This window comes from Falsiroseomonas algicola (genome assembly GCF_011040385.1).
GTDB classification, from domain to species: domain Bacteria; phylum Pseudomonadota; class Alphaproteobacteria; order Acetobacterales; family Acetobacteraceae; genus Falsiroseomonas; species Falsiroseomonas algicola.
This window is the reverse complement of record NZ_JAAIKB010000027.1, coordinates 1-23,544: the sequence shown is the minus strand read 5'-3', so window position 1 is coordinate 23,544 and position 23,544 is coordinate 1. Positions and strand designations below refer to the sequence as shown.

Here is a 23,544-nt window from a genome sequence, read left to right as displayed (position 1 = left end):
CGGCACGTGGCCGCTTCCGCGCCGCGACCGGCGACCGCGTCCCAACGGGTCGCCGCGCTACTGGTCATGGCCGCGGCTTCCGCCACCCTGGCCCTGGCCTTGCCGCGCCTGATGGCGTCTGTCGCTGCGTTGCAAGCCCGCGACGCGGTGCGGGCCGTTCATGCCGGCGCCGTGCCGGATGCGCCAGCGCTGGCCGCGGCGACGGAGGCGCTGGCGCGCGCCGCCGCCTGGGTGCCGGAAGGAGAGCGGGAGGCGGAGCGGGGCCTGCTGCTGCTGCAGCGCGCGCTGCTGGCCGAAGGCCCGGAGCAGGACGCCCTGCTCGCGGCAGCGGAGGCTGCGGAGCAATCGGCGCTGACCCTGGCGCCGGTCCAGCCCAGCAGCTGGAACCGGCTGGCACTGCTGCGCGAACATCGCGGGGATCTGGCGGGGGCGGTGGCGGCGCTGCGCCTGTCGCTCCTCACCGGCGGCTTCGTGCCGGCGCTGACCGAACCGCGCATCCGCCTCGGCCTGCGGCTGCAAGCCCTGCTGGATGACGAGACGACCGAACTCCTGAAGCACCTGCTGCGGCGCGCCTGGGTGACGGAACCGGGTATCATCCGGGCGATCGCCGCCGATCCGGCGGCCGGGGCATTCCTGCACGCGGCGCTGGACGGCGTGGCGCCGCAGGAGGCATGGCGGCCGGACCGTGGCCGCTGATCGCGCGCGCATCGACATCGCGGTCTGCACGCGCGACCGGCTGCATCGCCTCCGCACGCTGCTGCCCGCGCTGGTGACCATCGCGCACCGGCGCCCTGGCACGCGGGTCCTGGTGGTGGACAATGGATCCTGCGATGGCACCGGCGCCTGGCTCGCCGACCAGGCAGCGCGGGAGCCGCTGCTCGTTGCGCTGGCCGAGGACCGGCCCGGCCTCTACCACGCGCGGACCTGCGCCATCGCGGCCAGTCCGGCGGAAATCCTGCTGTTCCTCGATGACGATGTCGGCGTGGCGCCGGGGTTGCTCGACGGCATCGACGACCTCTTCGCCGATCCCGCCATCGGCGTCGTCGGCGGTTCGGTGGAGGCGACGAGCCTGGCGGGGCTGCCACCCTGGTTCCCGCGTCGGTTCCTGTCGGCCCTTCCGGTGATCCCGCTATCGGCCGCGATCGAGGACTGCCTCTACCCGCGCTACCCCATCGGGGCCTGCCTGGCCGTGCGGCGGCACCCGAGTCTCAGCCTCTACCTGGCGCCGGAGCGGTCGCGGGCAGCGCTCGGCCATGGCGCGGAGGGACCGGCCGGGCAGGCAGCGGTGGGGGGGGAGGATACCGACCTCTGCGAGATCTACGCCCGGGCGGGGCTGCGCGTGGTCCGGTCCGCGCGTCTGCGCGTCACCCACCCGCTGCACCCGGAACGGCTGACGCCGGCCTGGCTGATGGAGCAGCAGGCGCGGGAGGGCCGGTTGCGGGTCAGGCTGGCGCGGCTGCGCGGCAAGCGGGCCCTGTGCCGGGAGACGGCGGCGATCCTGCTCACCCTGCCGGCCCTGGTGGCATTGCGGCCCCTCGCCGCCCTGCTGCCTGCGGCACGGGGCGTGACGCTGCGCGCGCGACTGGCCAAGTCACTGGGTGCGTGGGCGGAGATGGTCGGCGGCCCGCGGCACCTGGTGCTACCCTATCCGGCCCGACGCTGATGCGCGCGCGCCGCCTGGCCCGCGCGGTCCTCGGCCTCGGTGCCTGGCTGTGCGATCCGCTGCTGCGCAACCCGCTGCCGGGCGCAGGCGCGCGCCCGGGCCCCGGGGGCGTTCCGGTGCTGCTGATCGTCAGGCTCGACCGGATCGGGGATTTCCTGCTGGGCCTGCCGGCCGCCACGCGCATCGCCCGCAGTTTCAAGCAGCGAGGCTGGCGAATCGTCGTCGTCGCCAATGCCGATTTTGCGGATTGGGTGGCGGATATCCCGGACCTGGCGGATGAGGTCATCGGGGTGCATCGCCATCGCTTCGTGGCGAAGCCCCTCTACCGCGCGCGGCTGCTATCCCGCATCCGGCGGCTGGCGCCCACGGTCGCGATCCAGCCGACCTGGTCACGCGAATTGCTGACCGGCGATGCCATCATGCGCGCCAGCGCTGCCCCGCGCCGCGTCGGCTGGGTGGGCGACACGGCCAATGCAACGGCGCTGGAACGCTGGCTGGGCGGACGCGCGCACACCGAACTCCATCGCACGGCGGAGAAGACCGAGCTGCGCCGGAACGAGGCTCTGCTGCCGCTGATCGGCGTGCCGGCGCAGCGGGAGGCCGCACCCGCCGTGCCGGCCGCGCCGCTGGAAGGGCTGGGCCTGCCGCCGCGCTATGCCGTGCTGGCGCCTGGCGCGAGGTCCGAGCTGCGGCGCTGGCCGCCTGACCGGGTTGCGGCGATTGCCACCTTGCTGCTGGAGGGCTTCGGGATCGCGCCCGTGCTGTGCGGGGGGCCGGCGGAGCGCGCGGTGGCGGATGCGGTGCTGCGCCACGCGACGGTGCCGGTGCTGGACCTTGTCGGCCGCGACCTGCGCCTGCTGTCCGCAGTGATCGGCGGTGCACGGTTGGTGGTCGCGAATGACAGCGCCGCGATCCATTTCGCGGCCCTGCTGGGCGTGCCATCGGTCTGCGTCGCGGGCGGCGGTTTCCCGACCGAACGCTTCCTGGGCTATGCGGACTCCGCGCTGTTCACGCCGCGCCAGCCGCTGGTCGCCGTGCGGCCGATGCCGTGCTTCGGCTGCCAGTGGGAATGCCGCTTCCGGCCCGGCCCCGCGGAACCGGCGCCCTGCGTCGATGCCATTCCGGTGCAGGCGGTGGCAGCCGCCGTCGCGTCGCTGTGTGCGGACGACGCAGCGGCGCGCTGAGGCCGAGGGTTGGAGCGCAATCCGTCCAGCCGGACGGATCTCGTGCTCTGGAAGTTATCGTTTCTGAAGCACGAAATCCGATCAAGCTGCTTCGGCTCGATCGGAAAGCGCTTCAGAGCCGCGCGCCGATCCTGAGCGCGATGATGCTTTCGTTGAAGCCGTTGTCGGGCGCGGTGGAGGTGCGGCGGCGATAGCCGGCGCTGGAGGTGACGTAGAGGTTGGGCGTCAGCGCGTAGGTGATGCGCGCCAGCGTGCCGACGGTCGTATCCTCGCGCGGCAGGCCGCTGAACTCGTCATAGGCGGCATAAGCCGAACCTGTCAGCACCGTGTTCCGCGCCAGCTCGTGGCGCACCACCACGCTGCCGGCGGTGCGGACGACGCTGGACGCATTGGTGACCGTCTCCACCACCGTGCGGTCGAGCGATGCCGCCACGACCGTGAGGCGCGACGGCGTCCAGTTCAGGACGCCGCGGGTGGAGAAGCCGCTGGCATCGCGCAGGCGGTTATCCTCGTAATCCTGCTGCAGGTAACCCACCAGGAAATCCGCGCGGATCAGCTGCGTCAGGTCGACGCCGATGCCCGCCTCGGTCCGGAAGCCGCGGCTGTCCCGGTTGAAGCCGAGCGTGTCCACGCTCGAATCGTAGTTGCGGATATTGCCTTCCACGCGCGCGACGGCGGCGTAGCCGGGGAAGAATTCATAGGCCGCGCGGGCGGCGCCGACGAATTCCCAACGGTCGCGCAGGCTGTTCCGGATGGGGGTTCCGGTGCTGGTCGAGACATCGTCGAATTCGCGGCGCGTCGCCTGGATGTCGGCGCCCAGCGAGATGGCGCCGAAGCGCGCGACGCTGCCGGATTCCGCCACATAGCCGGATGCGCGCGTCGGTTCCCTGCCGCGCCGGTCATCCGGGCTGCCGCGATCTTCATGCGTGCTGAAATAGGCGGCTCCGCCATAGATCCAGGCATCGCGGCTGATGTCGAGCCGGCCATTGGCCGTCACCTCACCATCCACCCGGTCTTCGCTGGAGTAGCGGGAATAGGTGTAGCTATCGATGCGGGCGGATGCGTTGACGGCATGCACCGGCAGGTCGCTACGCGCCGCCCCGGCGGCCGTCACGCGCGTGATGAAGTCGGACCGCGCGGCGGGCTGGGCGAAGATGTTGGAGTTGTAGCGCCCCTCCGCTTCCACGAAGGGGTTGATGATGAAGTTGCCCACGCGGACGCCAGGCGCGATGTAGGCCGGCGCCACGCGGTGGGCGTCGTTCTCGCCCGTGCGGTCATTCTCCGGAGAGCGTTCCTGCGTCACCCGCGCGCTGTTCCCCTGGCGGCGCGGATCCTCGGCCTTGTCGGTCGGCAGCCTGGAGTCGATGCCCTGGGCCAGGGCGCCGCCTGGGGCGGTCAGGGCGGGCGCCATGAAGGCGAGGACGCCCAACGGCAGGACCAGTCGTTGCAGCATGCGCGGGCGTTCCCGATTGAGCCCCGGGGGAGCTGGCGGCAGTGGAAGGCTGACGGGCGTGCAACCAGAAGCGCCCGACCGAGCCATCGCGCAACCTACACGTTCGTTGCGCCCCTGCCAATCTCAACCCGCCGGCCGAGAGGCGACTTCGCACGAAGCGCGATCATGCCATCGCGCGGCCGGCGGCCGCCCCCTCCCCGCCTGCCAGCACGCGGTCGAAATAGGCGATGGTGCGGAGCAGCCCTTCCTCCAGCGGGACGGACGGCGCCCAGCCCAGGACCTGGCGGGCCTGGGTGATGTCGGGCCGGCGCTGCCGCGGATCATCCACAGCGGCCTTGAGGAAGACAGGCCGCGACCGCGATCCGGTCAGGCGCACCACCATCTCTGCCAGTTCCGCCACCGGTATCTCGGCGGGATTGCCGAGGTTCATCGGCCCGGTCACGGCATCTGGCGTGCGCATCAGGGCCAGCAGGCCCGTGACGAGGTCGGAGACGTAGCAGAAGGACCGGGTCTGGCGGCCATCGCCATGGATGGTGATCGGCTGGCCCAGCAGCGCCTGGACGATGAAGGTGGACACCACACGCCCGTCGCCCGGCCGCAAGCGCGGTCCATAGCAGTTGAAGATGCGCGCGACTTTCACCGAGAGACCATGCTGGCGGCGGTAGTCGAAGAACAGCGTCTCCGCGCATCGCTTGCCTTCGTCGTAGCAGGCGCGCGGGCCGATCGGGTTGACGTGGCCGACGTAATGCTCGGGCTGCGGGTGGACCTGCGGGTCCCCATAGACTTCGCTGGTCGAGGCCTGGAGGATCGCCGCGCCGCGGGAGCGCGCGAACTCGAGCATGGTCGCGGCGCCGAACACGCATGTCTTGAGGGTTCGGATCGGGTCGGCCTGATACTGCGCCGGAGAGGCAGGGCAGGCGAGGTTGTAGATCGCGTCCACCTGCGCTGCCTCAACCTCCGCCGTGACCGGCGCGGCGACGTCGCCCTGCAGCAGCCGGAAGCCCCGATGCCCTTCCAGATGCGCCAGGTTCGCTCGCGTGCCGGTGCTGAAGTCGTCCAGGCAGACAACCTCCTCGCCGTTCCGCAGCAAGGCCTCGCACACATGGCTGCCAAGGAAGCCGGCGCCGCCGGTCACGAGGATCCGGCCTGGCCGCTTAGCCACAGATCGGGCCGACGGGATCTGCTGTTCCTGGGCCAAGCGGGGCAAGGATCCCTGGCTGTGATGCGTCAAGGGCGACCAGACACGGCGCCCGCAGCCGGCCGCGCGCAATGCCAGGGCTTTCTTCGCCCGCAGGTTTAGATTAGCTGTAGCTCTTGTCTGGCACAATCGGGGGTATCGCTGTCGTTGTTCGGACGGCTGCTTCGCAACGTCTTCCGGGGCGACGACCCTGCCACGGCGCTTCCTGCCCGGGCGGCGGAGGGCGTCGCGCTCTATGCCATCGGCGACGTGCATGGCGAAGCGACTTTGTTGCGGCGATTGGAGGCGGAGATTGCCGCCGACAGGGTCACGCATGCCGCCGGGCTGAGATGCCAGGTCATCCTGCTCGGCGATTATGTGGATCGAGGGCCGCACAGCCGGGAGGTGATCGAGTTCCTGAGCGGCGACGCCTTCGCCGGCTGCGAACGGATCTGCCTGCGCGGCAACCACGACCAGCTGATGGTCGACTTCATCGAGGACCCGGTGGCCCATGGCTGGTGGCTGGAGGTTGGCGGCGCGCTGACGCTGGCGAGCTATGGCATCCGCGCCTCGGTCGGCGCGACCGACCCACGCCGGCTCAGCGCGCTGCGGGATGCGCTGGTAGCGGCGCTGCCCCCCCACCACTTGGCCTTCCTGCGCAGCTTGGCGATGACGGCGGCCTCGGGCGACTACGCCTTCGTCCATGCGGGCATCCGTCCGCGTCGCCGGATGCAGGACCAGGTGGCGGAAGACCTGCTCGGCATCCGCGAACCCTTCCTCTCCCACCCCGGCCCGCATGAGCGGATCATCGTGCATGGCCACACCGTCGTCGGCGCGCCGGAACGCCACCCCTGGCGGATCGCGGTGGATACCGGCGCCTACATGAGCGGCATGCTCAGCGCCGTTTTCCTGCGGGGAGAGGAACTGCGTTTCCTCTCGGTCGGGGCGTGAGGTGCAGGGCATGATCCCGCTGCCGCACCGCGCGGGGCTGGCCGCGATCGGCCTTCTGCTGCTCGGCTATCTCCTCGGCGGGCGGGGCTTCGCCCATCTCGGCCTGCCGCCCGTGTATGTGGGCGAGGTCGTGCTGGTCTTCGCCGGTGCCATGTTCCTACTCTCCCCCCGCATCGCGCTGCTGCTCCACCTGCCGACGACATGGGCGATCATGCTGCTCTGCGCCTGGTGCATGTTGCGTACCCTCCCCTATGTGGAGACCGAGGGCATGGACGCCCTGCGGGATGCCGCCATCTACGGCTATGCGGGCTTCGCCATCCTGGCCGGCGCTTTCCTGGCGCAGGCGGCGGCGCTGGATGCCGCGGCCCGCGCCTATGGCCGAGCGGCCTACATCGCGATCGCGGTCATGCCGGTGGTGCTGTTGCTGCAGCCGACGATCTTCGAACCGGGGTCGAGCGACTTCTTCTTCGTCAAGTCGGGCGACCTGGGCGTGCACCTGGCCGGCTTGCTCGCCTTCCAGTTCCTCGGGCTGCGGGAGTTGACGCTGCCGCGGCGCAGCCTCGGCGACCTCGCCATCGATATCGCCACGGCATGTAGCGCGCTGGTCTGTCTGCTCTGGGTGGGGTCCACCAGCCGGGGCGGGTTGCTGTCCGTCATTGCGGCCATGGCGGTGTTGCTGGCCCTGTCGCCGCGCCGCGGCCGCTGGCTCGGCCTCGCCTCGCTCGGCATCGCCGCACTGCTCGCGATCGGGCTGCTGGATGTCAGCCTCGGCGGCGACCGACGGGAGGTATCCGGCGGGCAGATCGCATCGAATTTTCTCAGCATCTTCAACTTCGGCGCCAGCGCGGCGCAGTCCGAGCTGGTGTCGAACATCGTCTGGCGGCTCGACTGGTGGCAGGCCATCGTGGAGGACACGCTATTCGGCGACCTCATCTGGACAGGGCATGGCTTCGGCCTGAACCTCGCCACCTTCTACGGCTTCCAGGTGGACGTGGAGGAAAGCCTGCGCAGCCCGCACAATGGCAGCGTCACCTTCCTGGCGCGGGCGGGCGTCCCGGGGCTGCTGCTGTGGCTGGCCGTGCCGGCGACGCTGTTCGTGGGGCTCGTGCGGTCCAGCCGCCGGATGCGCGCCATGGGCTTCGGCGGGATGGAACGACTGAATGGCTGGGTGCTGGCGTATCTCGCCGCCGCCCTCGTCAACGCCACCTTCGATGTCTACCTGGAGGGGCCGCAAGGCGGCATATGGTTCTGGTCCGTCGTCGGCCTCGGCCTTGGCGCGCTATCCCTGCAGCGGGAAGCGCTGCGCCCGCTACCGGCTGACCCGCGGGCCGTGCTCCCCATGCCGGCCGGGCGGCGGGCGTGACCCTCCGGGAGAAGCTCCGCCACCTGCGGCTCGTGGCGCGCGGGCGGGTGCGGCGGATGCCGCGGCTCTACACCATGGTCCGCCTGCTCAAATACGGTCCCTATCGCGGCTTCACCGGCGGCCAGCCCTGCCAGGACCTGCTGGCGCAGGCCCGGGCGGAGGGGTGGCGCGTGCTGCACCTCGGCAGCGGGGGGCGCCACCTGCCGGGGATGGTGAACGTCGACATCGATGCGGAGACGGGCCCCGACGTGGTCGCCAACGGCCATGAACTGCCCTTCGCCGATGGCTGCTTCGACCTGATCTGGTGCGAATTCGTGGTCGAGCATGTCGAGGACCCGGAGGCGTTCCTGGCCCATGCATCCCGCTGCCTGCGCCCCGGCGGATATTGGTGCCTGACCGCGCCCTTCCTCCAGCCTTTTCACGCCGGCGCCGATTTCGGCCGTTGGACGCGGGCGGGCTTTCAGGCCGCGCTTCGCCGCGCGGGGCTGGAGCCGGTGGCCGCCGGCACATTCATGGGGCCGGGCTTCATGCTGGCCTGGATCCTGCGCGAATGGATCGCGCTGCTGCTCTCGCTGGGCTTCGCGCCGCTGCGTCAGGCGCTGCGCTGGCTGCTGCTCTGGCCCTCCGCGCCGCTGCTGCTGACCGACCTGCTGCTGCTGCGCCTGCGCGGGGCGGATGAGCTGGCCTGCGATACCTGGCACATCGCCCGGCGTCCTGGCACCGCGCCGGGGGGATGAAGCCGTCGCGGTGAAGGGGATCACGCTGCGTCACGCCGCCGGGCAACTGGCCGGCAATGCGGGTGGGGATGCGGTGCTCCGCTTGGCGCAGCTCGGGGCGCTGACGCTGGGGGGCTGGCAGCTTGGGCCGGCGGGCCTGGCCGTGGCCGGCCTCGCCTGGTCCATCGCCGCCATCGCCGCGAACGTCACGCAGGGCGGGCCGGAAATGGCGGGGACGAGGGCCGTCGCCCTGGCGAGCGGCGGGGTCGCCTCGGCCATCCGCGGTACCACCGCGCTGAAACTGGCCGCGACGCTCGCGATGCTCCTGCTGCTCGGCCTGGTGCTGGCGCTGCCGGTCCTGCTGCCGGCGGTCACGCTCCCGGCAGGGCTCGGCGCCCAATTGCTGGGGCAGGGCCTGGCCGCCCTGGTCGCGGCGTGGAATCCGGCTTGGGCGCTGCGCGCCCTCGGCGAGGCCGGTTCCTATGGCCGGGTGCGGGCGCTGCAGGGGGCCATCCTGCTGGCCACCACCTGGCTGTTCCTGTCGCTGACGGCGTCGCCGCTGGCGCTGCCGGCGGCGGAAGGCGTGGCGCTGCTCGTGGCCGGCCTGGTCGCGCATCGCCGGCTGCCGGCCCTGGGCGCGCCGGCCTGGCACCGCGGCATGCTGGGCGCGGCGGCGCATCTCGGTGTGGCAGGCTTGCTCTCCTCCCTGCTCTGGGCCGCGCCGCTGCTGGTCGGCGCCGCCGTGCTGACGGAAGCGGAGCTGGGCTTGCTGGCGGGGGCGCTGCGCCTCGTCATGGGGCTCTCGGGGCTGCTGCAGATGGCGCTGCAGGCGCTGTATCCGCTGATGGCGCGCGCCTTCGCCGACGATCCGATCGTGGCCCGGCGCGCCACGCAGCGGCTGACGCTCGCCGCCGCCGCCGCCACGGGGCTGGGCGCAGGGCTGCTGGCGGCGGCGGCACCGGTGCTGCTTCCCCTCGCCCTTGGTCCCGGCTTCGCGGAAGGCGTGACGGTCTTCCGCATCCTGCTGCTGCTGCTGCTGCCGATCGCGATCGCCTCCCCCGCCGCCTATGCGCTGCTCGCCTGTGGGGAGGTGCGTTTCGTGGCATGGCTGCAGGGCGTGGCCACGGCAGGCGTCCTCCTGGCCTCCATCGCCGCGGGGTTCACGGCCTCCGCACCTGTGATGGTGGCGGCGCTGCACCCGGCCCTGTGGGCGCAGGCGGCGGCGACGGTGGTGCGCGCCCGGCGGCTTGGCGCCGCCCTGCCCGCGCGTTGTCCGGGCGGGACCACGCGCCTATGATCACGCGGGGGCGCAACGGGCGGGGGCGATGGACAGCACGGGCAGAATCGCGCTGATCACAGGCATCACCGGGCAGGATGGCTCCTACCTGGCGGAACTCCTGCTCTCCAAGGGTTATGTCGTCCATGGCCTGAAGCGTCGTGCCTCCTCCTTCAACACCACGCGGATCGACCATCTGTACCGCGACCGGCATGAGGAGGGCGGCCGCTTCTTCCTGCACTACGGCGATGTGACGGACACCACTGCGCTTCTGCGCCTGCTGGCCGACATCCAGCCGCATGAAGTCTACCACCTGGCCGCGCAGAGCCATGTCGCGGTGTCGTTCCAGATGCCCGAATACACAGCCAATGCCGATGGCATCGGCACGCTGCGGCTGCTGGAGGCGATCCGCCTGCTCGGCGCCGGGGCCCGCACCCGCTTCTACCAGGCCTCCACGAGCGAGATGTATGGCGACGTGGCGGCCACGCCGCAGGACGAGGCGACCCCCTTCCGCCCGCGCTCCCCCTACGCAGCCGCCAAGCTCTACGCCTACTGGATGACCGTGAACTATCGCGACGCCTACGGCATCCACGCCTCCAACGGCATCCTGTTCAACCATGAGAGCCCGCGGCGCGGCGAAACCTTCGTGACGCGGAAGATCACGCGCGCCGTCGCCGCCATCCATCACGGACTGCAACCCTGCCTCTACCTCGGCAACCTCGATGCCGTGCGGGACTGGGGCCATGCGCGCGACTTCGTGGAAGGCATGTGGCGGATCGTGCAGCACTCCGTCGCCGACGACTTCGTGCTGGCGACAGGCCGCGCCCATACGGTGCGGCAGTTCACGGAGATGGCGTTCGCCTGCATCGATGTCGCCATCGCCTGGGAAGGGCGCGGCGAAGAGGAGGTCGGACGTTGCGCGCGCACGGGTCGCGTCCTGGTCCGCATCGACCCCGCCTATTTCCGCCCGACCGAGGTGCGCGCCCTGCTGGGCGATGCATCCAAGGCGCGCCGCCTGCTCGGCTGGCGCCATACGGTGGACCTTCCCGAGTTGGTGGCGGAGATGGTGGCGGCGGACATCACCACCATCGCTGCGGAAGCCCGCCCCACGCCGGTGCCCATCGGCCATGGCTGAGGCAGATCACTTCGCGCTGGCCGGGCGGCGCATCTGGGTCGCGGGCCATCGCGGCATGGTGGGCAGCGGTATTGCGCGCAACCTCGTGGCACAGGGCGCCACGGTGCTCACGCTGGGTCGGGAGGAGCTCGACCTGCGGCGGCAGGCGGCCGTCGAGGCGGCCATGCAGGACCTGCGCCCCGACGCCGTCGTCATCGCCGCGGCCAAGGTCGGCGGCATCCATGCCAACGACACCTACCCCGCCGATTTCATCTACGACAACCTGATGATCGAGGCGAACCTGATCCATGCCGCCCACCTGGCCGGCGTGCGGCGGCTGCTGTTCCTCGGTTCCTCCTGCATCTATCCGAAGGAGGCGCCGCAGCCGATCCGCGAGGACGCGCTGCTGACCGGGCCGCTGGAGCCCACCAACGAATGGTACGCGGTGGCGAAGATCGCGGGCATCAAGTTGTGCCAGGCCTACAGGCGGCAGCATGGGCGCGACTACATCGCCGCCATGCCCTGCAACCTCTACGGCCCCGGCGACAATTTCCATCCCGAGAACAGCCACGTCATCCCGGCGCTGCTGCGCCGCTTCCACGCGGCGGCACAAAGCGGGGCGGAGGAGGTCGCCTGCTGGGGCAGTGGTCGGCCACGCCGGGAATTCCTGCATGTGGACGACCTGGCGGAGGCCTGCGCCCTGCTCCTGCGGCGCTATTCCGGTCATGACCACGTCAATGTCGGCACCGGCACCGACATCACCATCCGCGAATTGTCGGAGACGGTGGCGGCGCTGACCGGCTTTCGCGGCCGCATCGCCTGGGACGCGTCGAAGCCGGACGGCACGATGCTGAAGCGCATGGACACCACGCGCATCACCGCCATGGGCTGGGCGCCGCGCATCCCGCTGCGGGATGGCCTGGCGCAGGCCTATGACTGGTACCTTGTCCACGCGGCCGGCTGAAACCCGGCCTCAGCGGAACCGGACGATCTCCGCCTGCCCGTCCGGCCTGCCCCCGCCGATGACCACCTGCCCCCCCAGGGTCAGCCAGGCATGCGCCGCGGCCTCGGCCCCGCCCCCCATGCGGACCGAGAGATGCAGCGTCGTCGCATGGCCGCGGCGCGCGAGCATCAGTCGCGCCGCCATGGCCTCGCGCAGGCAGAGCGTCGGGAAGGGAAGCCGCCGGCTGGCCCGCGTGACGGCCCAGGCCACGAGCGAGGCCTCATCCGGGGGCGGATCCGGTCCGGCGGGCAGTGGCGGCGGTCCGCCATCCACGGCGCTGGCCCTGCCGATCAGCAGGCGGGCGGCGTGCCGGAAGGGCAGCAGGCGCAGCGCCAACGCCGCCACCGACAGGGCCAGCGTCGCTTCCAGCTGCAGTGCCCGGCCCCGCCAGCGACGGCGCCAGGCCGGGATCGCCGTCATGATCCCTTCTCCGCCGGCGTCGCACCGGACAGCCGGCAGGCCGCGATCAGGAAGGCGACCGCCAGCAGTGGAACCCAGGCCGGCTGCCCGGCCGCCAGCCCGCCCGGCGCGGCGCGGACATGCCCTTCGCCCCGCCCCGCCACCGGCAGGCTCGAAAGCCCGGCCTCGATGGCATCCAGGTCGAACAGGTCACCGATGCCTGCGGCCCCACGCAGCGTCGCCAGCCGCGCCAGCAGGGCGGCCCTGCGATCGGCATAGTGCAGGAAGCGGCCATCGAAGAGGCCGACCTTGTGCCGGGACAGCCTTACCCGGTCCGGCAGGATGCCGGCCATGGCACGCCGGAAGGGCTGCCTGGTCTGTCCGTCGGCCAGGAACATCGGCGTGGGCAGGGACAGCATGAACTCCACGACCTGACGGTCCAGGAGAGGGAAGCTGGGTGCGACGCCATGCCGAGCGCCCATGATGGCGTGAAAGGCGCAGCGGGAGGGAATATGATGATCCGCAAAGGCGCGGACGCGTTCCGCGGGGCTGTTCCGGCGCAGGATCGGCAGCATCCGGCGGGCCAGCACCGCCTCGCGCAAGGCGGGGCTCAGGTAGCGCACGGCGCCAAGGCGCGGGTCCATCACCCCGGGCCGCCTCTTCAGCCATCGCCACAGGAAGTCGGGAATCAGCGGCACGGCCAGCCGCGCCAGGATGGCGCGGCGCAGGGGAACGCCATCCCGCCGCGCCCTTGCGGGCAATTCGCGCGACAGGGTGCGCAGCCGTCCCTCCAGCAACAGGCGGCCATAAAGGTGGGCGCCGTTATAGGTCGCCCCCTCATCGCCGCCGACGCCACTGAGCAGGCGCCGCGCCCCAAAGGCGGCGGCTTCCCGCATCATGCGATCGTCGGGCCCGTCCGCCAGGCTGCCGGGCCAGTCCGGATCCTCGGCCTGGTCCGGCATCGGTGGCATGTCATGCACAAGCGCATGGGCGATGTCGGGCTCCTGCGCCAGCACCGCCGCGATCATCGGCCGCTCATCCAGCTCCGGCGGCCCCACCGCCTGCGGGCTGGCCATGCTGAGGGCCAGCACGCGGCCGCCGGCAGCCCGTGCGGCGCGGGCGGCCAGGACGGTGATGGCGGAACTGTCCAAGCCGCCGCTGAGGTGGCAGGCCACCGGCTGGCCGGGGGGCAGGCGTCGCAGCACGGCATCCCGCACCAGGTCGCGCAGCCTCTCGGCCGCCGCCTCGGGGGAACCACGCCAGCGCCCCACCCGGGCGGGGTCGGGGCGGAAGGCGCGGTGCGGCTCCGGCAGCCCGGCATCGCCCGGACGAACGCACAGGCTGTGGCCGGCGGGCAGATAGGCGATGGCGGCGAAGCCGCTACCGGCGCCGTGGAAGAACTGCTGGGACAACTGGATTCCGAGGGCCACCGGGTCGATGGTGGCGGAGGCCATGCCGGCGCCGTGCAGCCCCTTGGGCAGGCTGGCGAAGGCGAAGCAGTCGTCTCGCCAGGTCCAGGCCAGGGGCCGAGCGCCGATAAAATCGCGCCCGAGCCAGAGCTCCTGCCTGTCCGGCCGCCACAGCGCCACGGCAAAGTCGCCATCGAGATGGTCGGGGAAATCGGCGCCGTCCCGGCGCAGTGCCGCCGCGACGGCAGCCTCCGCCGGCCCCTCGGCCCGATCCAGCCGCGCATCGGCGGCGACGGTCCAGCCATCCCCGGCCTGCAGCGCTGCGGGCGCGCCCGTGAAGTCCAGCACCGCAAGGCCCAGTGCGCCCGACAACCGCTGCGTCACCCTAGGCGACAGGCCGGGCGCGGTCATGGCGGCGACCATGCGGTCCAGCGTCGCGGCGGTGGCCGACTGGCCATCCCGGCGCAACAGGCCGCAGATCAGCCGCATCGGATCAGCCCGCGGCCAGCAACCCGCGATCGCGCAACAGGGAAAGGAAGGCCGATACCTCGCGCTCGCATTCCTCCTCCGTGACCTCGAACTCCGCGACAAGCCGCTGGACCAAGGCGGCCTCCGCCATCGGTTCGGCCAGCAACTCCCAGATCCGGGCGCCGACCGGGTTCAAGCCATGGTAGCGACCGGTCGTCGCGTGCAGCAGCAGGGTCTGGTCGTGCAGCGCGGCCGCGAAGACATCATCGGCCCGTTGGTGGACCGGGCCGCCTCCCGCGCGGCTCGTCGCCGGTTCTCCCATGCCGCCTTCCTCCCTCATCCCGGTGTCGCGCCGGCCGGGGCGTAGCCGAAGCGGATCATCACGGCGCCGAAGTGCTCCTCGATCGTTTCAAGCTGGGCCGGCGTCAAGACGCGCTGCCATTCGCCAACCTGGCCGGCGCGGAAAAAGCGCGCCTGGCCGGGCTGGCGTTCCCGGAAGCCCTTCGCAGCCTCCTGCCCTTGCAACGCCTCCAGGCTGGAATGGGCGATGGCGCGGCTGACCTCCACCTCCGTCGCCTGCCCGCCCAGGAAGCGAAGCACGCCGCGCAGCACGGCCGCCGTGTCACGGCGAAGATCCTCGTACCGCACCACATGCGTCGGGGTCAGCCCCTGCCCTGTCCAGCCCGCGACATGCCCGCCCCAGTCGCCAAGCAGGTAGGGCAGCTGCCGCGCACCGCCGAAATGATGCGCTGGATCCGTCATGCGGGCCAGCGCTTCATCCACCGTCGCGCCGAGGTGGTAGGCCAGGGAGATCGCTACATCGCGGGGATCCCGCAGCAGGTACACCGCACCCCGCGCGGCGGCGCCGAGGCTGGGCGCGCCATCCTCCCCCGCGAAGCGGTCATGCGTCTTGCAGAAGAAGGGCGTTGTCTGGCGGGAAGCGACGAATCCGGCATGCAGGGGGCGCATCCGCGCGAGTTCCCTCGAGTCCAGCAGGTCCGCATCGACCAGCATGTCGTCGCCGAAGCGCCACCGGCCCATCAGCGACTCTTCCTCCGACAGCCGGTTGATGTCCGCCGGCTCCGCCCGCCCTGCCAGCAGGTTGGCCAGCAGGATCCGCATCCAGGTGTTGCCCGATTTGGGATAGGAGGCGAGCCAGACGAGCCCGGCGGGGAAGGCTGCCATGGTGTCAGCGCAGCGTGTCCCAGTGGCGGAACAGCATCGCGATGGTCCCGTCCAAGGCGGCGAAGTCACGATCCTGGTGCAGGACGCAGACCCCGGCATGGTGGAGCAGGGAGGCGATGCGGGGCGCCAGCCCGCCGGATCCGCCATAGGCCAGCGCCAGGCGCCGACGGTAGGACAGGCGCAGCAGGGCCTGAGCTGCTGCGACGGGCGCAAGGGGAGTGATGCCGGGCGGCGTCGCCGGGCTGGCCTCCATCAGCGCGTAGATGGCCGCGACCGGCACGCCCGCGCCGGTTGCCGCCGTGCCGCCAGGCGGCGACACGTGGAATTTCGGCACCTGCTGGCGCACCGGCGGGCCCATGGCATCAGCCAGGCCGACATGCCCGATGCTGTCGCGGTACAGCCGCAGCACCCGGCCATCCGCCTGCACCAGGGGCGGCCCCTCGGCTGCCGGCTCGATGGCGCAGACATCATCGGACAGGAAGCCACAGCCCGCCCGGGTCAAGGCCGCTGTCAGGGTCGATTTCCCGGCCCCGCTCGGACCGCAGAACAGGAAGGCCCGCCCGTCATGCACCACCGCGGAGGCATGCAGCAGCATCGCCCCCCGCTGGTAGAGGATCGCCGCCAGGCCGGTGCCGGTGGCAAAGACGGTGATGTCCTCCAGCGCCACGCCCGGCGCCGGCGACAGGGCCAGCCGCCGCCCATCCTCCGCCAGAAAGCGTCCGATGCCAGGCAGGTCCAGCAGCAGGCGGCGATCATCCGCGGTCCAGTTCGGCCCCTCCCTGGTCGGCTGATCCAGCCGATCCGGCACTGCGGCGTGGCTCATGGTCACGTCGGCGGGCGGGGTGCCCATCGGGTCCAGCAGCGTGCGCATCGGCAGCGCGACGTCGGACGCGACGATCAGCCCGGATATCCGATAGCGATAGGGCGGTGCGGATTGTTCAATCACGACGTGCCGCTTGTAGGGCCGTAGTGCCCGCTGGCAAGAGAAGTCCAGGGGCGATGCACTGTCATTGACATTGGACAGCCTGCCTTGTTACGGCCTCGTGATGCGGCGTGCACAAGGATCATATCGATGGACGGGAGCAAGTTGCAGGTCCCAGCCGATGCCCCGGCGCAGGCCCCGGCGCAGGCGCGAAAGCCATGGCTGAAGCCGGCCATCGAGGATGCCGACATCGGCGCCCTGACCAGCGGCGGCGGCACCTCGGGCGTTGAGGGAACTTCTTTCCTGAAGGCAGGGTCCTGAGCGCGGAGCGGCAGCCCCAGCGACGCGCTGCCACGCTAAACCACCCCGCTCAGGACAAGGCGCTCGCCCGGGGATCCGGCCGCGAAGATCCTGGGCAATGCTGGCCCTGAAGCGGTTCTGGCAAGGTCTGCCTCATGATGGGCTGGGCTGGGCCGCCGGGCCCGATCCGGATCTGGATGCCCTGCGGCGCCGCGCCGCCGCCGCATGGCGCCGCACGCGGCCACTGCCGCTTCGTGCGCTGCTTCGCGTTGCGGATCGCGCAGCCTGGCCCGCTGCGGCTCTGCTGCAGACGCTGGCCTACGCACGCCACCGCGGCCTCGGCGGGTCCCCGGTATGGCGCATCCTGGCGGATTGCGTGTTGACCGGCGCCCGACCCATGGAAGCGCATGTCTGGCGCGACGTCGCAGGCGGCCGTCACCCGTTGCCGGCACGCGCCGCCGCGCTGCTGCTGCCCCGGCTGGGCGATTCGGCGGCCCATGCGCTGCTGGCGGACAAGCTGGCCACGGCGGACCATCTGGCTGCCACCGGCATCCCCTTCCCCGCGCTGCATGGGATGCTGCGGCGGGGGGAGACTCCGGACCTTCCCGCGCTGGCCCGCCACGCGGCCCAGGGTGCCCTGTTCCTGAAGCCGCGCCACGGCCATGGTGGCCGGGGGGCGTTCACCCTGGCCTGGCAGGCGGGGGAATGGTTGCTGGATGGCCGCGTGTTGGCGCCGGCGGCCCTGGCGGCACGGCTGGAACAGCTGACCCGGCGGGACGACATGCTGGTGCAGGAAAGGCTGATGGCACCAGCAGCGCTGGCCGATTGGGTCGTCGCCGGGCGCGCGCCCGTGCTGCGCCTCGCCACGGCCCGCCACCCCGGCGGCATGCCCTTCCTGCACGGCGCACTGCTCACACTGGCCGTTCCCGGCCGCAGCCCGCACCATTTCCTGGACGGGGCCATCCATGCCGCGTTGGACCCCGCAACCGGCCTGCTTGCCCCGGGCCGATCCCTGGCTGCGCCGCGGCGCCGCACGACGCGGCTGCCCTGGAACGGCGCCAGGCTGGAGGGGCTGCCCGTGCCTGCCTTTCCCGACGCCGTCGCCGTGGCGTTGCGCGCGATGACTGCCCTGCCCCCCGTTCCCCTGATACACTGGGACATGATCGTCACCGACGCAGGCCCGGTGCTGCTGGAGGGAAACAGCGCCGGCAACTGGATCCTGGCCTCCCTGCCGGGGCTTGACGGTCTGGATGCCGGGCCGCTCGCGCCCCTGCTCACGGCCTGGGCCGCCGTCGGCGCAGCCGCGGCGGGTCTACTGGACGCCCCCCGCCATCACCGATAATGCGACAGGCGCCAGGGCAGCGCTTCCCACGCTGCCCGCATGGCTGGCGAGGCGGCGCATGCATCCCCCGTCGGGGCGACTGCCCGCCCTGAATCCCGGCTTCGAGTTGCTCTGCCTGGGCGTCGGGCGTGCCCTCGGGCGGGGATCCCCGCATCTGGCGGCCATCCTTGCCGCCGACCATGATTGGGACGGCGTGCTGCGGTCGGCGCTGCGGCACCGCTGCCTCGGGCTGCTGGCGCACGGGCTTGAAGGCCTCCCGCTACCGGATGCGCCCGCCGACGCGCTGCGGCGCCTGGCGCGCCGGCAGGCGCAGCGGGCGCTGGCCTGCGCGGCGGAGACGGCGCGCCTGGCCGCGCGGCTGGAAAACGCAGGGCTGCGGCCGCTGACCTTGAAGGGCCAGGCGCTGTCGTTGCAGCTGCATGGCCAGCTCGCCCTGCGCGACCCCGGCGACATCGATCTGCTGGTGGCCCCGGCGGAATTCTGGGCCGCCGTCGCGCTGCTGGGGGAGGCCGGCTACGCGCCGCTCCAGCCCCTGCCATCCGAGGGCTTACGGCAGGCGGCCGGCCACCGGCTGCGCGACATCGGCTTCCGGCACGAGGGCAGCGGGATGCTGGTGGAACTGCACCAGCGCCTGACCGCCAACCACCACCGCTTGCCGGTGGAGTTCGACGCCATCTGGGAAGAGCGGACCATCATCGCCCTGGCCGGCCACCGCGTGGCGACGCTGCCGGAGGCGCTGCTGCGGCTCTATCTCTGCGTACACGGCGCGCACCATCGCTGGGACCGGCTGTCCTGGATCGCCGACATGACCGCGTTGCTGAACACGCCAGCCGCCGCGGCAAGCGCGATCGAAGCCGCCACGCCGCTGGGCCTGGACCGGGAGATGCGGCTGGCAACGCTGCTGGGGGCGCGCCTGTTCGGCGAGGTCGAGGCCGACGCCGGCCTACCCGTCGGCCAGGCCGATCGCGACCGCGCGAATCGCTTCATCGCCCGGCATTTCGGCGCCGCCTCGGCGGAGGGGCGCCTGCCCCGCCTGCGTGACGCCGTCGCGCGCCACATCCACCGCTACAGCTTCAAGCCTGGACTGAGGGCGCGGCTGCATGAGCTGAGCGCGGACCTGACCAACCCCACGGACCTGAACCGCTTCCCGCTGCCGCCGGCCTTCCTGTGGCTCTACCCGGCCTTCCGCCCCTTCGCGCTGCTGGCCCGCAAGGTGGCCGCCTGGCGCGAGGCGAAGCGTGTCGGCCCGCGGTCCTGACCGACACGCCCATCGTCAGCACGACGCCCGCGCCGTCATCCGAGGCACGGCAGGAGGCAGGCGCGAACCGGCGCGCGGTGACCCGCGAGCCAGCCGCAAGGAGGGCAGCCTCGTTCCACGCTACGGCGGACCGACCGACCGAATATCAATCTGGCGATACCCGCTTCGGGGACGGATCGCCGTCAATCCCCGGCACTGGCCAGGCAGCGGCGATTCCCTGCGCCGGCTTCAGCGCCCGTTTTCTGCTTCCGGCGCTCTGGGCAGCAAAAAGCCCCTAGGTTCTGTGGACACTTACCTGAGCCACAGGACCGTGGCGGCGATGGTGACGACGGCGAGGTAGTTGCGGGCGGTCTTCTCGTATCGGGTGGCGACACGGCGGAACTGCTTCAGCTTCGAGAAGCAGCACTCAATGAGGTGCCGCTCCTTGTAGAGCGTCTTGTTCAGCGGGTGCTTGAAGGTTAGCGAGGGGTTGTTCGGGATAACGGCGATGGCCCCTGCTTGGGCGATGGCCTGGCGGAAGTAGTCAGCGTCGTAGGCCGCATCGGCCAGGACGGCATCAGGCCGGTCGTCTCCGAGCAGGGCGATGGCCTGGGGGGCGTCACCGCGGTGCCCGGCGGTCAGCACGATCCGAGCGGGGCAGCCGAGCCCGCGGACGGCCAGGTGAACCTTTGTGCTCAAGCCGCCACGCGAGCGACCAATGGCCTGATCGCCAGCCCCTTTTTTGCTCCCGCCGCATGCTGGTGGGCACGCACGATGGTGCTGTCGATGATGAGGTATTCGAAGTCCGGATCGTCGGCCATGGCCGCGAAGATGCGCTGCCAGACGCCTTTCGTGCTCCATCGGCAAAAGCGACGGAATACGCTGTTCCAGTTGCCGAAGGCCTCCGGCAGGTCGCGCCAGGGCGAGCCGGTACGCACAATCCACAGCACCGCCTCGACGAACATCCGGTTGTCACGGCCCGACGTGCCGCAGCTCCGCTCATCCCCGATGATGTGCTCGGCGACCCGCGCCCATTGCGCGTCGCTCAGGATCAGCCGATCCGCCACACCCATCCGCCGCCTCCAAAAGGCAGCCTTGAATCACGCCTCACTCAGCAAGGGAATCCTAAGAGTCCACAGAACCTAGGCGGTAGAGTCCGTTGATGCATGACTGGAAGCCGAGGAAGGTGACCGGCAGGTCGGGCGGCGTCGCGGCGGCGATCTCGTCCGCCTTGGGGCCTTCACCAGCCATCAGCACATGAAAGTTCAGATCGGGGTGGCGCACCCGCAACAGGCGTGCCGCCTCGACGGATGCACGCCAGCCCTTTCGCTCGATGCCACGCGCGACGAACGCGAAGACGACTGTATTGTCATCAAGACCAAGCGCCGACCGACTGTGCGGGAATGGCCGATCGTCACGCGGCATCGCATTCGGGATCTTGCGCATGGCCGAGAAATCAAGTGGAGCACGACCGAAGATGCGCAAGTTCTTCTCGGTCAGATAAACCCAGCGGGACACACGACACAACATGCGGAACAGCAGCGCGTCAATATTGAGGTGGGCGCCTTCATGCGAGCCGTGAAGGGTGACAACATAGGGAAAGCCGTCCAAAGCCCGTCCATGCTTGAAGCAAAGGTCATCTACGTTAATTACGTGCGAATGTAGGATGGTGGCGCCGATTCGCTGCAGAAAGGCGGACGGCCCGGTGCTCTTCGCCTCATCGGCGTCATAGACAGGGATGCGCGGATCGAGGCGCGCCTGAATTTCCTCGTTCATATCAGTCAGGTTCATGCACATCATCGACACGCGCTGCCCATGCTGGACCAGCGCATTGGCGAGATGAATGGGAAACAGTTCGCCGCCGCCGAGCATGAGGCCGAGACTGCCAATAACAATATGTTCGCGCTTGCGCCGAGACAACTCCGCCAAGCCTGGCAGCGCAGAGGCGATGTCGCCGTGGCGTTCATCCATTCGGAAGTGTCGCCATTGGGCGGTTAAGCTTTGAACGAAGCCGTCACGAGTTTCCGTTGGGATGTCCCAGCTCTCGGCAATCGCGCCTAGGATGCGTTGATGTTCTTCGTAGTAGTACATCTGGCCAAAATTAGAGGCAGACGTATTCGTGCCGTGCTGCCGGAAGTACGTGACAGCGCGAGGGTCGAAAGCGATCCGGCCACCCGCGGCCAATTGGATATAGAGATACCAATCTCCACAGATTTTATAGGTCCGCGCCTCTGCCCAGATCTCCGGCTCAAGCGATTGCCGGCGGATGAGGCAGCCGCCCACATTGGCGATAACATTGTTCTTGCCGAACCCACGACTGAACCACTCGGCAGCCGGCCGGACGATGGGGCGCGCCCAGATGCCAGCCTCCGCACTCTCGCGATATGCGTCTAGGCCCGGCATCAGGGTGAGTGTGGCGTCGCAGAACTGAATGCGCCCAAAGGAGATCATCACCGCACGATCGGCAAAATAGGGCACAAGCCGTTCGAGGAAGTCAGCCTCGCAACTGTCGTCGCTCTCGCAAATCCAGATGAGCTCCCCAGTGGCAATCTGGAAGCCGCGTTCCCACTGGGAGAACACGTTACCCGAGTTTCGCGCGTTGTAGACCTTCGTCACAACAAAGGGCGAATCAAGTGCAAGGCGATCGAGCCGCCCGCGACTGTCATCGCTTGAGCAGTCGTCGAGCAGGATGAGTTCGACATTGCGATACGTTTGACAATAGATTGACGCTAGGCGATCTGCAAGGAAGCGGCCGTGATTATAGTTGGGAACGATGACGGAGACCAACGGCCGGTATTGCTCCTGCCGCGCCCAAGCATACGGGATTGCCGGCCGCTTCTCGCGTCGACCAGCGCGAGCATAGTGTAGCAGCGGATTGACGCCCGCATTGGCAAGCTCAGGGTTACTGCGCAGGTAGAATTCAGTGGAAAAGCAGCGCGAGGGATTGAGCCCATGACGCCAGCCAACCGTCATGTAATGGTGCAGCAAATCGAAACCGGCATTCGCCAGGCCTTCGGCTTGGTCTGCATAAAATGCCGCATCGAATAGGTCCGCGACAGCGTTTAGATCGTCTGCCGTAAGTCCCACCGCCGCAAGCGCCGCTGGCGGGGACAAAAGCGTCTCGCGCTGCACAACGATCTGATCACCCACGAATCTTAATCGTTGTTCTGCACGCCCGTGACGCACCCAGTGGACGAGCGGATTTACACCGCACTCGCGAAGAGCAGGATCGTTCGCAATGTAGAATTCAGTGGAAAACTGCGGGGACGGGTCCATCCCTTCGAGCCAGCCTGTCGTTAGGTAGTGGATAAACAGGTCATCGTCGGAGCCGCTGAGCTCCGGCTTTCGTCCGCGGTAGAAGCGCGCGTCGAAATAGGGGCGCACATCAGCATAGGTGTCGATTGTGCTTGCGGTCTCGCTAGCCGATACGCTGGGCGTGGAAGTAACGCCCAAGCCAGCGCCGCCTACTTCCCCAACAGACGCGGTTGGCTGTACCCGGACACCATGCCATCCCGCGCCATTGACCTCGATCTCTACGCATACTGCTCCAAGCGAGCGCAAGTCGTCGATGACCGCCTCGCTCTCCGCTACATTGATCTCAAGTTCGCCGTTGGCGCATATGGGCGGGATGTCCACCGTGACCGTCGTGATCTGGTCACGATGCAGTAGCGCATGCCCGACTTCGGTCGAGCCGGCGACGAACACAACTGCCTTCGCGGAGTTGCCGTTGCGCGGCGGTAAGTAGAATCGGAACCCTAAAGTCTTGACGCCTACGAGTTGCAGGGACGCGGTTTGGGCGATCCAGTTATCGTCGTAAAGCCCCTCCAGCCAGCGTATCCGTGTCAATCGAGCACATCTCCGTTATGTGAGCCGGGGCCTTAAGACGGTGGAGAAGGGGTTACGCCGCAGGGGGCAGTATGTCCCGGGTTGCCGAGCCCCGCGGGCAAGACCAGCACTGACCGTTCAGGGATCCGGCCGCAACGCTGCGATACCGAAGCGCAATCATATCGCTAGCGAGCGCAGTGTCCAGCCTCCATTATGCACGCAGTGGACTTGCCAGCCTTTTTAAGAGGCTGCGGAAATTCGCTCCCATGGGGCTGATATGGCTTTGCTCTGGAGGCGGTTGGATAGCGAGATTGAAGTCGGGATACTAAGAGCGTCTAACGAAACCTGCTCTGGTGCGTTGGTGCTGGTATGGCGAGGCCCCGTGTCTCCGATGACCTCTGGGCGGCGGTCGAGCCGCTGCTACCGCCGGAGCGCCCGAAGCCGATGGCCGGTCGGCCGCGCCTGCCGGACCGTGCGGCACTGACGGGCATCCTGTTCGTGCTGGTCACCGGCACGCCGTGGGAGCGGCTGCCGGTGGAGATGGGCTGCGGGTCGGG

The 23,544-nt window shown here is 70.0% G+C and carries 20 protein-coding genes and 1 pseudogene; 12 read left to right on the top strand and 9 right to left on the bottom strand.

The window, feature by feature from the left end; translation table 11 throughout:
• The first annotated feature begins 66 nt into the window (after nucleotides 1–66).
• The 3 genes from G3576_RS29765 to G3576_RS29755 are packed head-to-tail and all read left to right on the top strand — an operon-like array spanning nucleotide 67 to nucleotide 2,847.
• Nucleotides 67–696, top strand: coding sequence for a hypothetical protein (locus G3576_RS29765; RefSeq protein ID WP_164698122.1), 630 nt, complete (start codon nucleotides 67–69; stop codon nucleotides 694–696).
• Nucleotides 686–1,663 (top strand): glycosyltransferase, encoded by a 978-nt coding sequence (locus tag G3576_RS29760; protein WP_164698121.1) that lies wholly within the window; start codon nucleotides 686–688, stop codon nucleotides 1,661–1,663. The genes G3576_RS29765 and G3576_RS29760 overlap by 11 nt, the downstream gene beginning before the upstream one ends.
• Nucleotides 1,663–2,847, top strand: coding sequence for a glycosyltransferase family 9 protein (locus G3576_RS29755; RefSeq protein WP_164698120.1), 1,185 nt, complete (start codon nucleotides 1,663–1,665; stop codon nucleotides 2,845–2,847). Before G3576_RS29760 ends, G3576_RS29755 begins: the two co-directional genes overlap by 1 nt.
• A gap of 112 nt (nucleotides 2,848–2,959) precedes the next feature.
• Here G3576_RS29755 and G3576_RS29750 read toward each other — a convergent pair whose 3' ends face one another.
• Nucleotides 2,960–4,300 (bottom strand): outer membrane beta-barrel protein, encoded by a 1,341-nt coding sequence (locus G3576_RS29750; RefSeq protein WP_164698119.1) that lies wholly within the window; start codon nucleotides 4,298–4,300, stop codon nucleotides 2,960–2,962.
• A 163-nt stretch (nucleotides 4,301–4,463) separates the two neighbouring features.
• Complete coding sequence (locus G3576_RS29745; protein WP_328730121.1) at nucleotides 4,464–5,435, bottom strand: UDP-glucuronic acid decarboxylase family protein; 972 nt, start codon at nucleotides 5,433–5,435, stop codon at nucleotides 4,464–4,466.
• 210 nt (nucleotides 5,436–5,645) lie between these two features.
• On the opposite strand from G3576_RS29745, the gene G3576_RS29740 reads away from it, so the two are divergent.
• Genes G3576_RS29740 through fcl form a run of 6 tightly spaced genes read left to right on the top strand, consistent with a single transcriptional unit; the run spans nucleotide 5,646 to nucleotide 11,861 of the window.
• A complete protein-coding gene (locus G3576_RS29740) occupies nucleotides 5,646–6,428 on the top strand; it encodes a metallophosphoesterase family protein (RefSeq protein WP_235952538.1) in 783 nt (260 codons plus the stop codon).
• A gap of 10 nt (nucleotides 6,429–6,438) precedes the next feature.
• Nucleotides 6,439–7,791 (top strand): O-antigen ligase family protein, encoded by a 1,353-nt coding sequence (locus G3576_RS29735; RefSeq protein WP_164698117.1) that lies wholly within the window; start codon nucleotides 6,439–6,441, stop codon nucleotides 7,789–7,791.
• A complete protein-coding gene (locus G3576_RS29730; protein ID WP_164698116.1) occupies nucleotides 7,788–8,528 on the top strand; it encodes a methyltransferase domain-containing protein in 741 nt (246 codons plus the stop codon). The genes G3576_RS29735 and G3576_RS29730 overlap by 4 nt, the downstream gene beginning before the upstream one ends.
• A gap of 10 nt (nucleotides 8,529–8,538) precedes the next feature.
• The gene (locus G3576_RS29725) at nucleotides 8,539–9,804 is read left to right on the top strand and encodes a polysaccharide biosynthesis protein (RefSeq protein WP_164698115.1); all 1,266 of its coding nucleotides are present in this window, start codon (nucleotides 8,539–8,541) and stop codon (nucleotides 9,802–9,804) included.
• A gap of 28 nt (nucleotides 9,805–9,832) precedes the next feature.
• Entirely contained in the window at nucleotides 9,833–10,918 is a 1,086-nt protein-coding gene (gene gmd / locus G3576_RS29720) for a GDP-mannose 4,6-dehydratase (protein ID WP_164698114.1), read from the top strand.
• Nucleotides 10,911–11,861 carry a GDP-L-fucose synthase gene (gene fcl, locus G3576_RS29715; RefSeq protein WP_328730119.1) on the top strand — a complete coding sequence of 317 codons (951 nt, stop codon included), beginning with the start codon at nucleotides 10,911–10,913 and terminating at the stop codon, nucleotides 11,859–11,861. The genes gmd and fcl overlap by 8 nt, the downstream gene beginning before the upstream one ends.
• A gap of 9 nt (nucleotides 11,862–11,870) precedes the next feature.
• On the opposite strand, the gene G3576_RS29710 is transcribed toward fcl, so the two are convergent.
• The 5 genes from G3576_RS29710 to G3576_RS29690 are packed head-to-tail and all read right to left on the bottom strand — an operon-like array spanning nucleotide 11,871 to nucleotide 16,307.
• Nucleotides 11,871–12,320, bottom strand: coding sequence for a lasso peptide biosynthesis B2 protein (locus G3576_RS29710; RefSeq protein WP_164698113.1), 450 nt, complete (start codon nucleotides 12,318–12,320; stop codon nucleotides 11,871–11,873).
• On the bottom strand, nucleotides 12,317–14,197 hold the full coding sequence (locus G3576_RS29705; protein WP_164698112.1) for an asparagine synthase-related protein: 1,881 nt from the start codon (nucleotides 14,195–14,197) through the stop codon (nucleotides 12,317–12,319). Before G3576_RS29705 ends, G3576_RS29710 begins: the two co-directional genes overlap by 4 nt.
• 4 nt (nucleotides 14,198–14,201) lie before the next feature.
• The gene (locus tag G3576_RS29700) at nucleotides 14,202–14,498 is read right to left on the bottom strand and encodes an HPr-rel-A system PqqD family peptide chaperone (RefSeq protein WP_164698111.1); all 297 of its coding nucleotides are present in this window, start codon (nucleotides 14,496–14,498) and stop codon (nucleotides 14,202–14,204) included.
• A 14-nt stretch (nucleotides 14,499–14,512) separates the two neighbouring features.
• Nucleotides 14,513–15,361, bottom strand: a complete 849-nt coding sequence (locus tag G3576_RS29695; RefSeq protein ID WP_164698110.1) for a sulfotransferase domain-containing protein — start codon at nucleotides 15,359–15,361, stop codon at nucleotides 14,513–14,515.
• Between the two features lie 4 nt (nucleotides 15,362–15,365).
• Nucleotides 15,366–16,307, bottom strand: coding sequence for a hypothetical protein (locus G3576_RS29690; protein ID WP_164698109.1), 942 nt, complete (start codon nucleotides 16,305–16,307; stop codon nucleotides 15,366–15,368).
• 655 nt (nucleotides 16,308–16,962) lie between these two features.
• Between G3576_RS29690 and G3576_RS29685 the strand changes: the two genes are divergently transcribed.
• Together G3576_RS29685 and G3576_RS29680 are read left to right on the top strand one after the other, a co-directional pair.
• A complete protein-coding gene (locus G3576_RS29685; RefSeq protein ID WP_164698108.1) occupies nucleotides 16,963–17,925 on the top strand; it encodes a sugar-transfer associated ATP-grasp domain-containing protein in 963 nt (320 codons plus the stop codon).
• Between the two features lie 58 nt (nucleotides 17,926–17,983).
• Nucleotides 17,984–19,183, top strand: a complete 1,200-nt coding sequence (locus tag G3576_RS29680) for a nucleotidyltransferase family protein (RefSeq protein ID WP_164698107.1) — start codon at nucleotides 17,984–17,986, stop codon at nucleotides 19,181–19,183.
• Between the two features lie 291 nt (nucleotides 19,184–19,474).
• Here G3576_RS29680 and G3576_RS29675 read toward each other — a convergent pair.
• Both G3576_RS29675 and G3576_RS29670 read right to left on the bottom strand, forming a co-directional pair.
• Nucleotides 19,475–20,235: pseudogene (locus G3576_RS29675) on the bottom strand (IS5 family transposase).
• A 52-nt stretch (nucleotides 20,236–20,287) separates the two neighbouring features.
• Nucleotides 20,288–23,008, bottom strand: coding sequence for a glycosyltransferase (locus tag G3576_RS29670; protein ID WP_164698105.1), 2,721 nt, complete (start codon nucleotides 23,006–23,008; stop codon nucleotides 20,288–20,290).
• Between the two features lie 348 nt (nucleotides 23,009–23,356).
• Here G3576_RS29670 and G3576_RS29665 point away from each other — a divergent pair.
• Nucleotides 23,357–23,544 (top strand): transposase (locus G3576_RS29665; protein ID WP_164698104.1); only part of this gene is annotated, 188 nt, incomplete at its 3' end.

Bases quoted from the DNA above. Each gene is read 5' to 3' on its own strand.
- G3576_RS29765 (WP_164698122.1), top strand. From the start codon at position 67: ATGGCCGCGGCTTCCGCCACCCTGGCCCTGGCCTTGCCGCGCCTGATG.
- G3576_RS29680 (WP_164698107.1), top strand. From the start codon at position 17,984: ATGCATCCCCCGTCGGGGCGACTGCCCGCCCTGAATCCCGGCTTCGAG.
- G3576_RS29750 (WP_164698119.1), bottom strand. From the start codon at position 4,300: ATGCTGCAACGACTGGTCCTGCCGTTGGGCGTCCTCGCCTTCATGGCG.
- G3576_RS29700 (WP_164698111.1), bottom strand. From the start codon at position 14,498: ATGGGAGAACCGGCGACGAGCCGCGCGGGAGGCGGCCCGGTCCACCAA.
- G3576_RS29695 (WP_164698110.1), bottom strand. From the start codon at position 15,361: ATGGCAGCCTTCCCCGCCGGGCTCGTCTGGCTCGCCTCCTATCCCAAA.
- G3576_RS29735 (WP_164698117.1), top strand. From the start codon at position 6,439: ATGATCCCGCTGCCGCACCGCGCGGGGCTGGCCGCGATCGGCCTTCTG.
- gmd (WP_164698114.1), top strand. From the start codon at position 9,833: ATGGACAGCACGGGCAGAATCGCGCTGATCACAGGCATCACCGGGCAG.
- G3576_RS29755 (WP_164698120.1), top strand. From the start codon at position 1,663: ATGCGCGCGCGCCGCCTGGCCCGCGCGGTCCTCGGCCTCGGTGCCTGG.
- G3576_RS29705 (WP_164698112.1), bottom strand. From the start codon at position 14,197: ATGCGGCTGATCTGCGGCCTGTTGCGCCGGGATGGCCAGTCGGCCACC.
- fcl (WP_328730119.1), top strand. From the start codon at position 10,911: ATGGCTGAGGCAGATCACTTCGCGCTGGCCGGGCGGCGCATCTGGGTC.
- G3576_RS29710 (WP_164698113.1), bottom strand. From the start codon at position 12,320: ATGACGGCGATCCCGGCCTGGCGCCGTCGCTGGCGGGGCCGGGCACTG.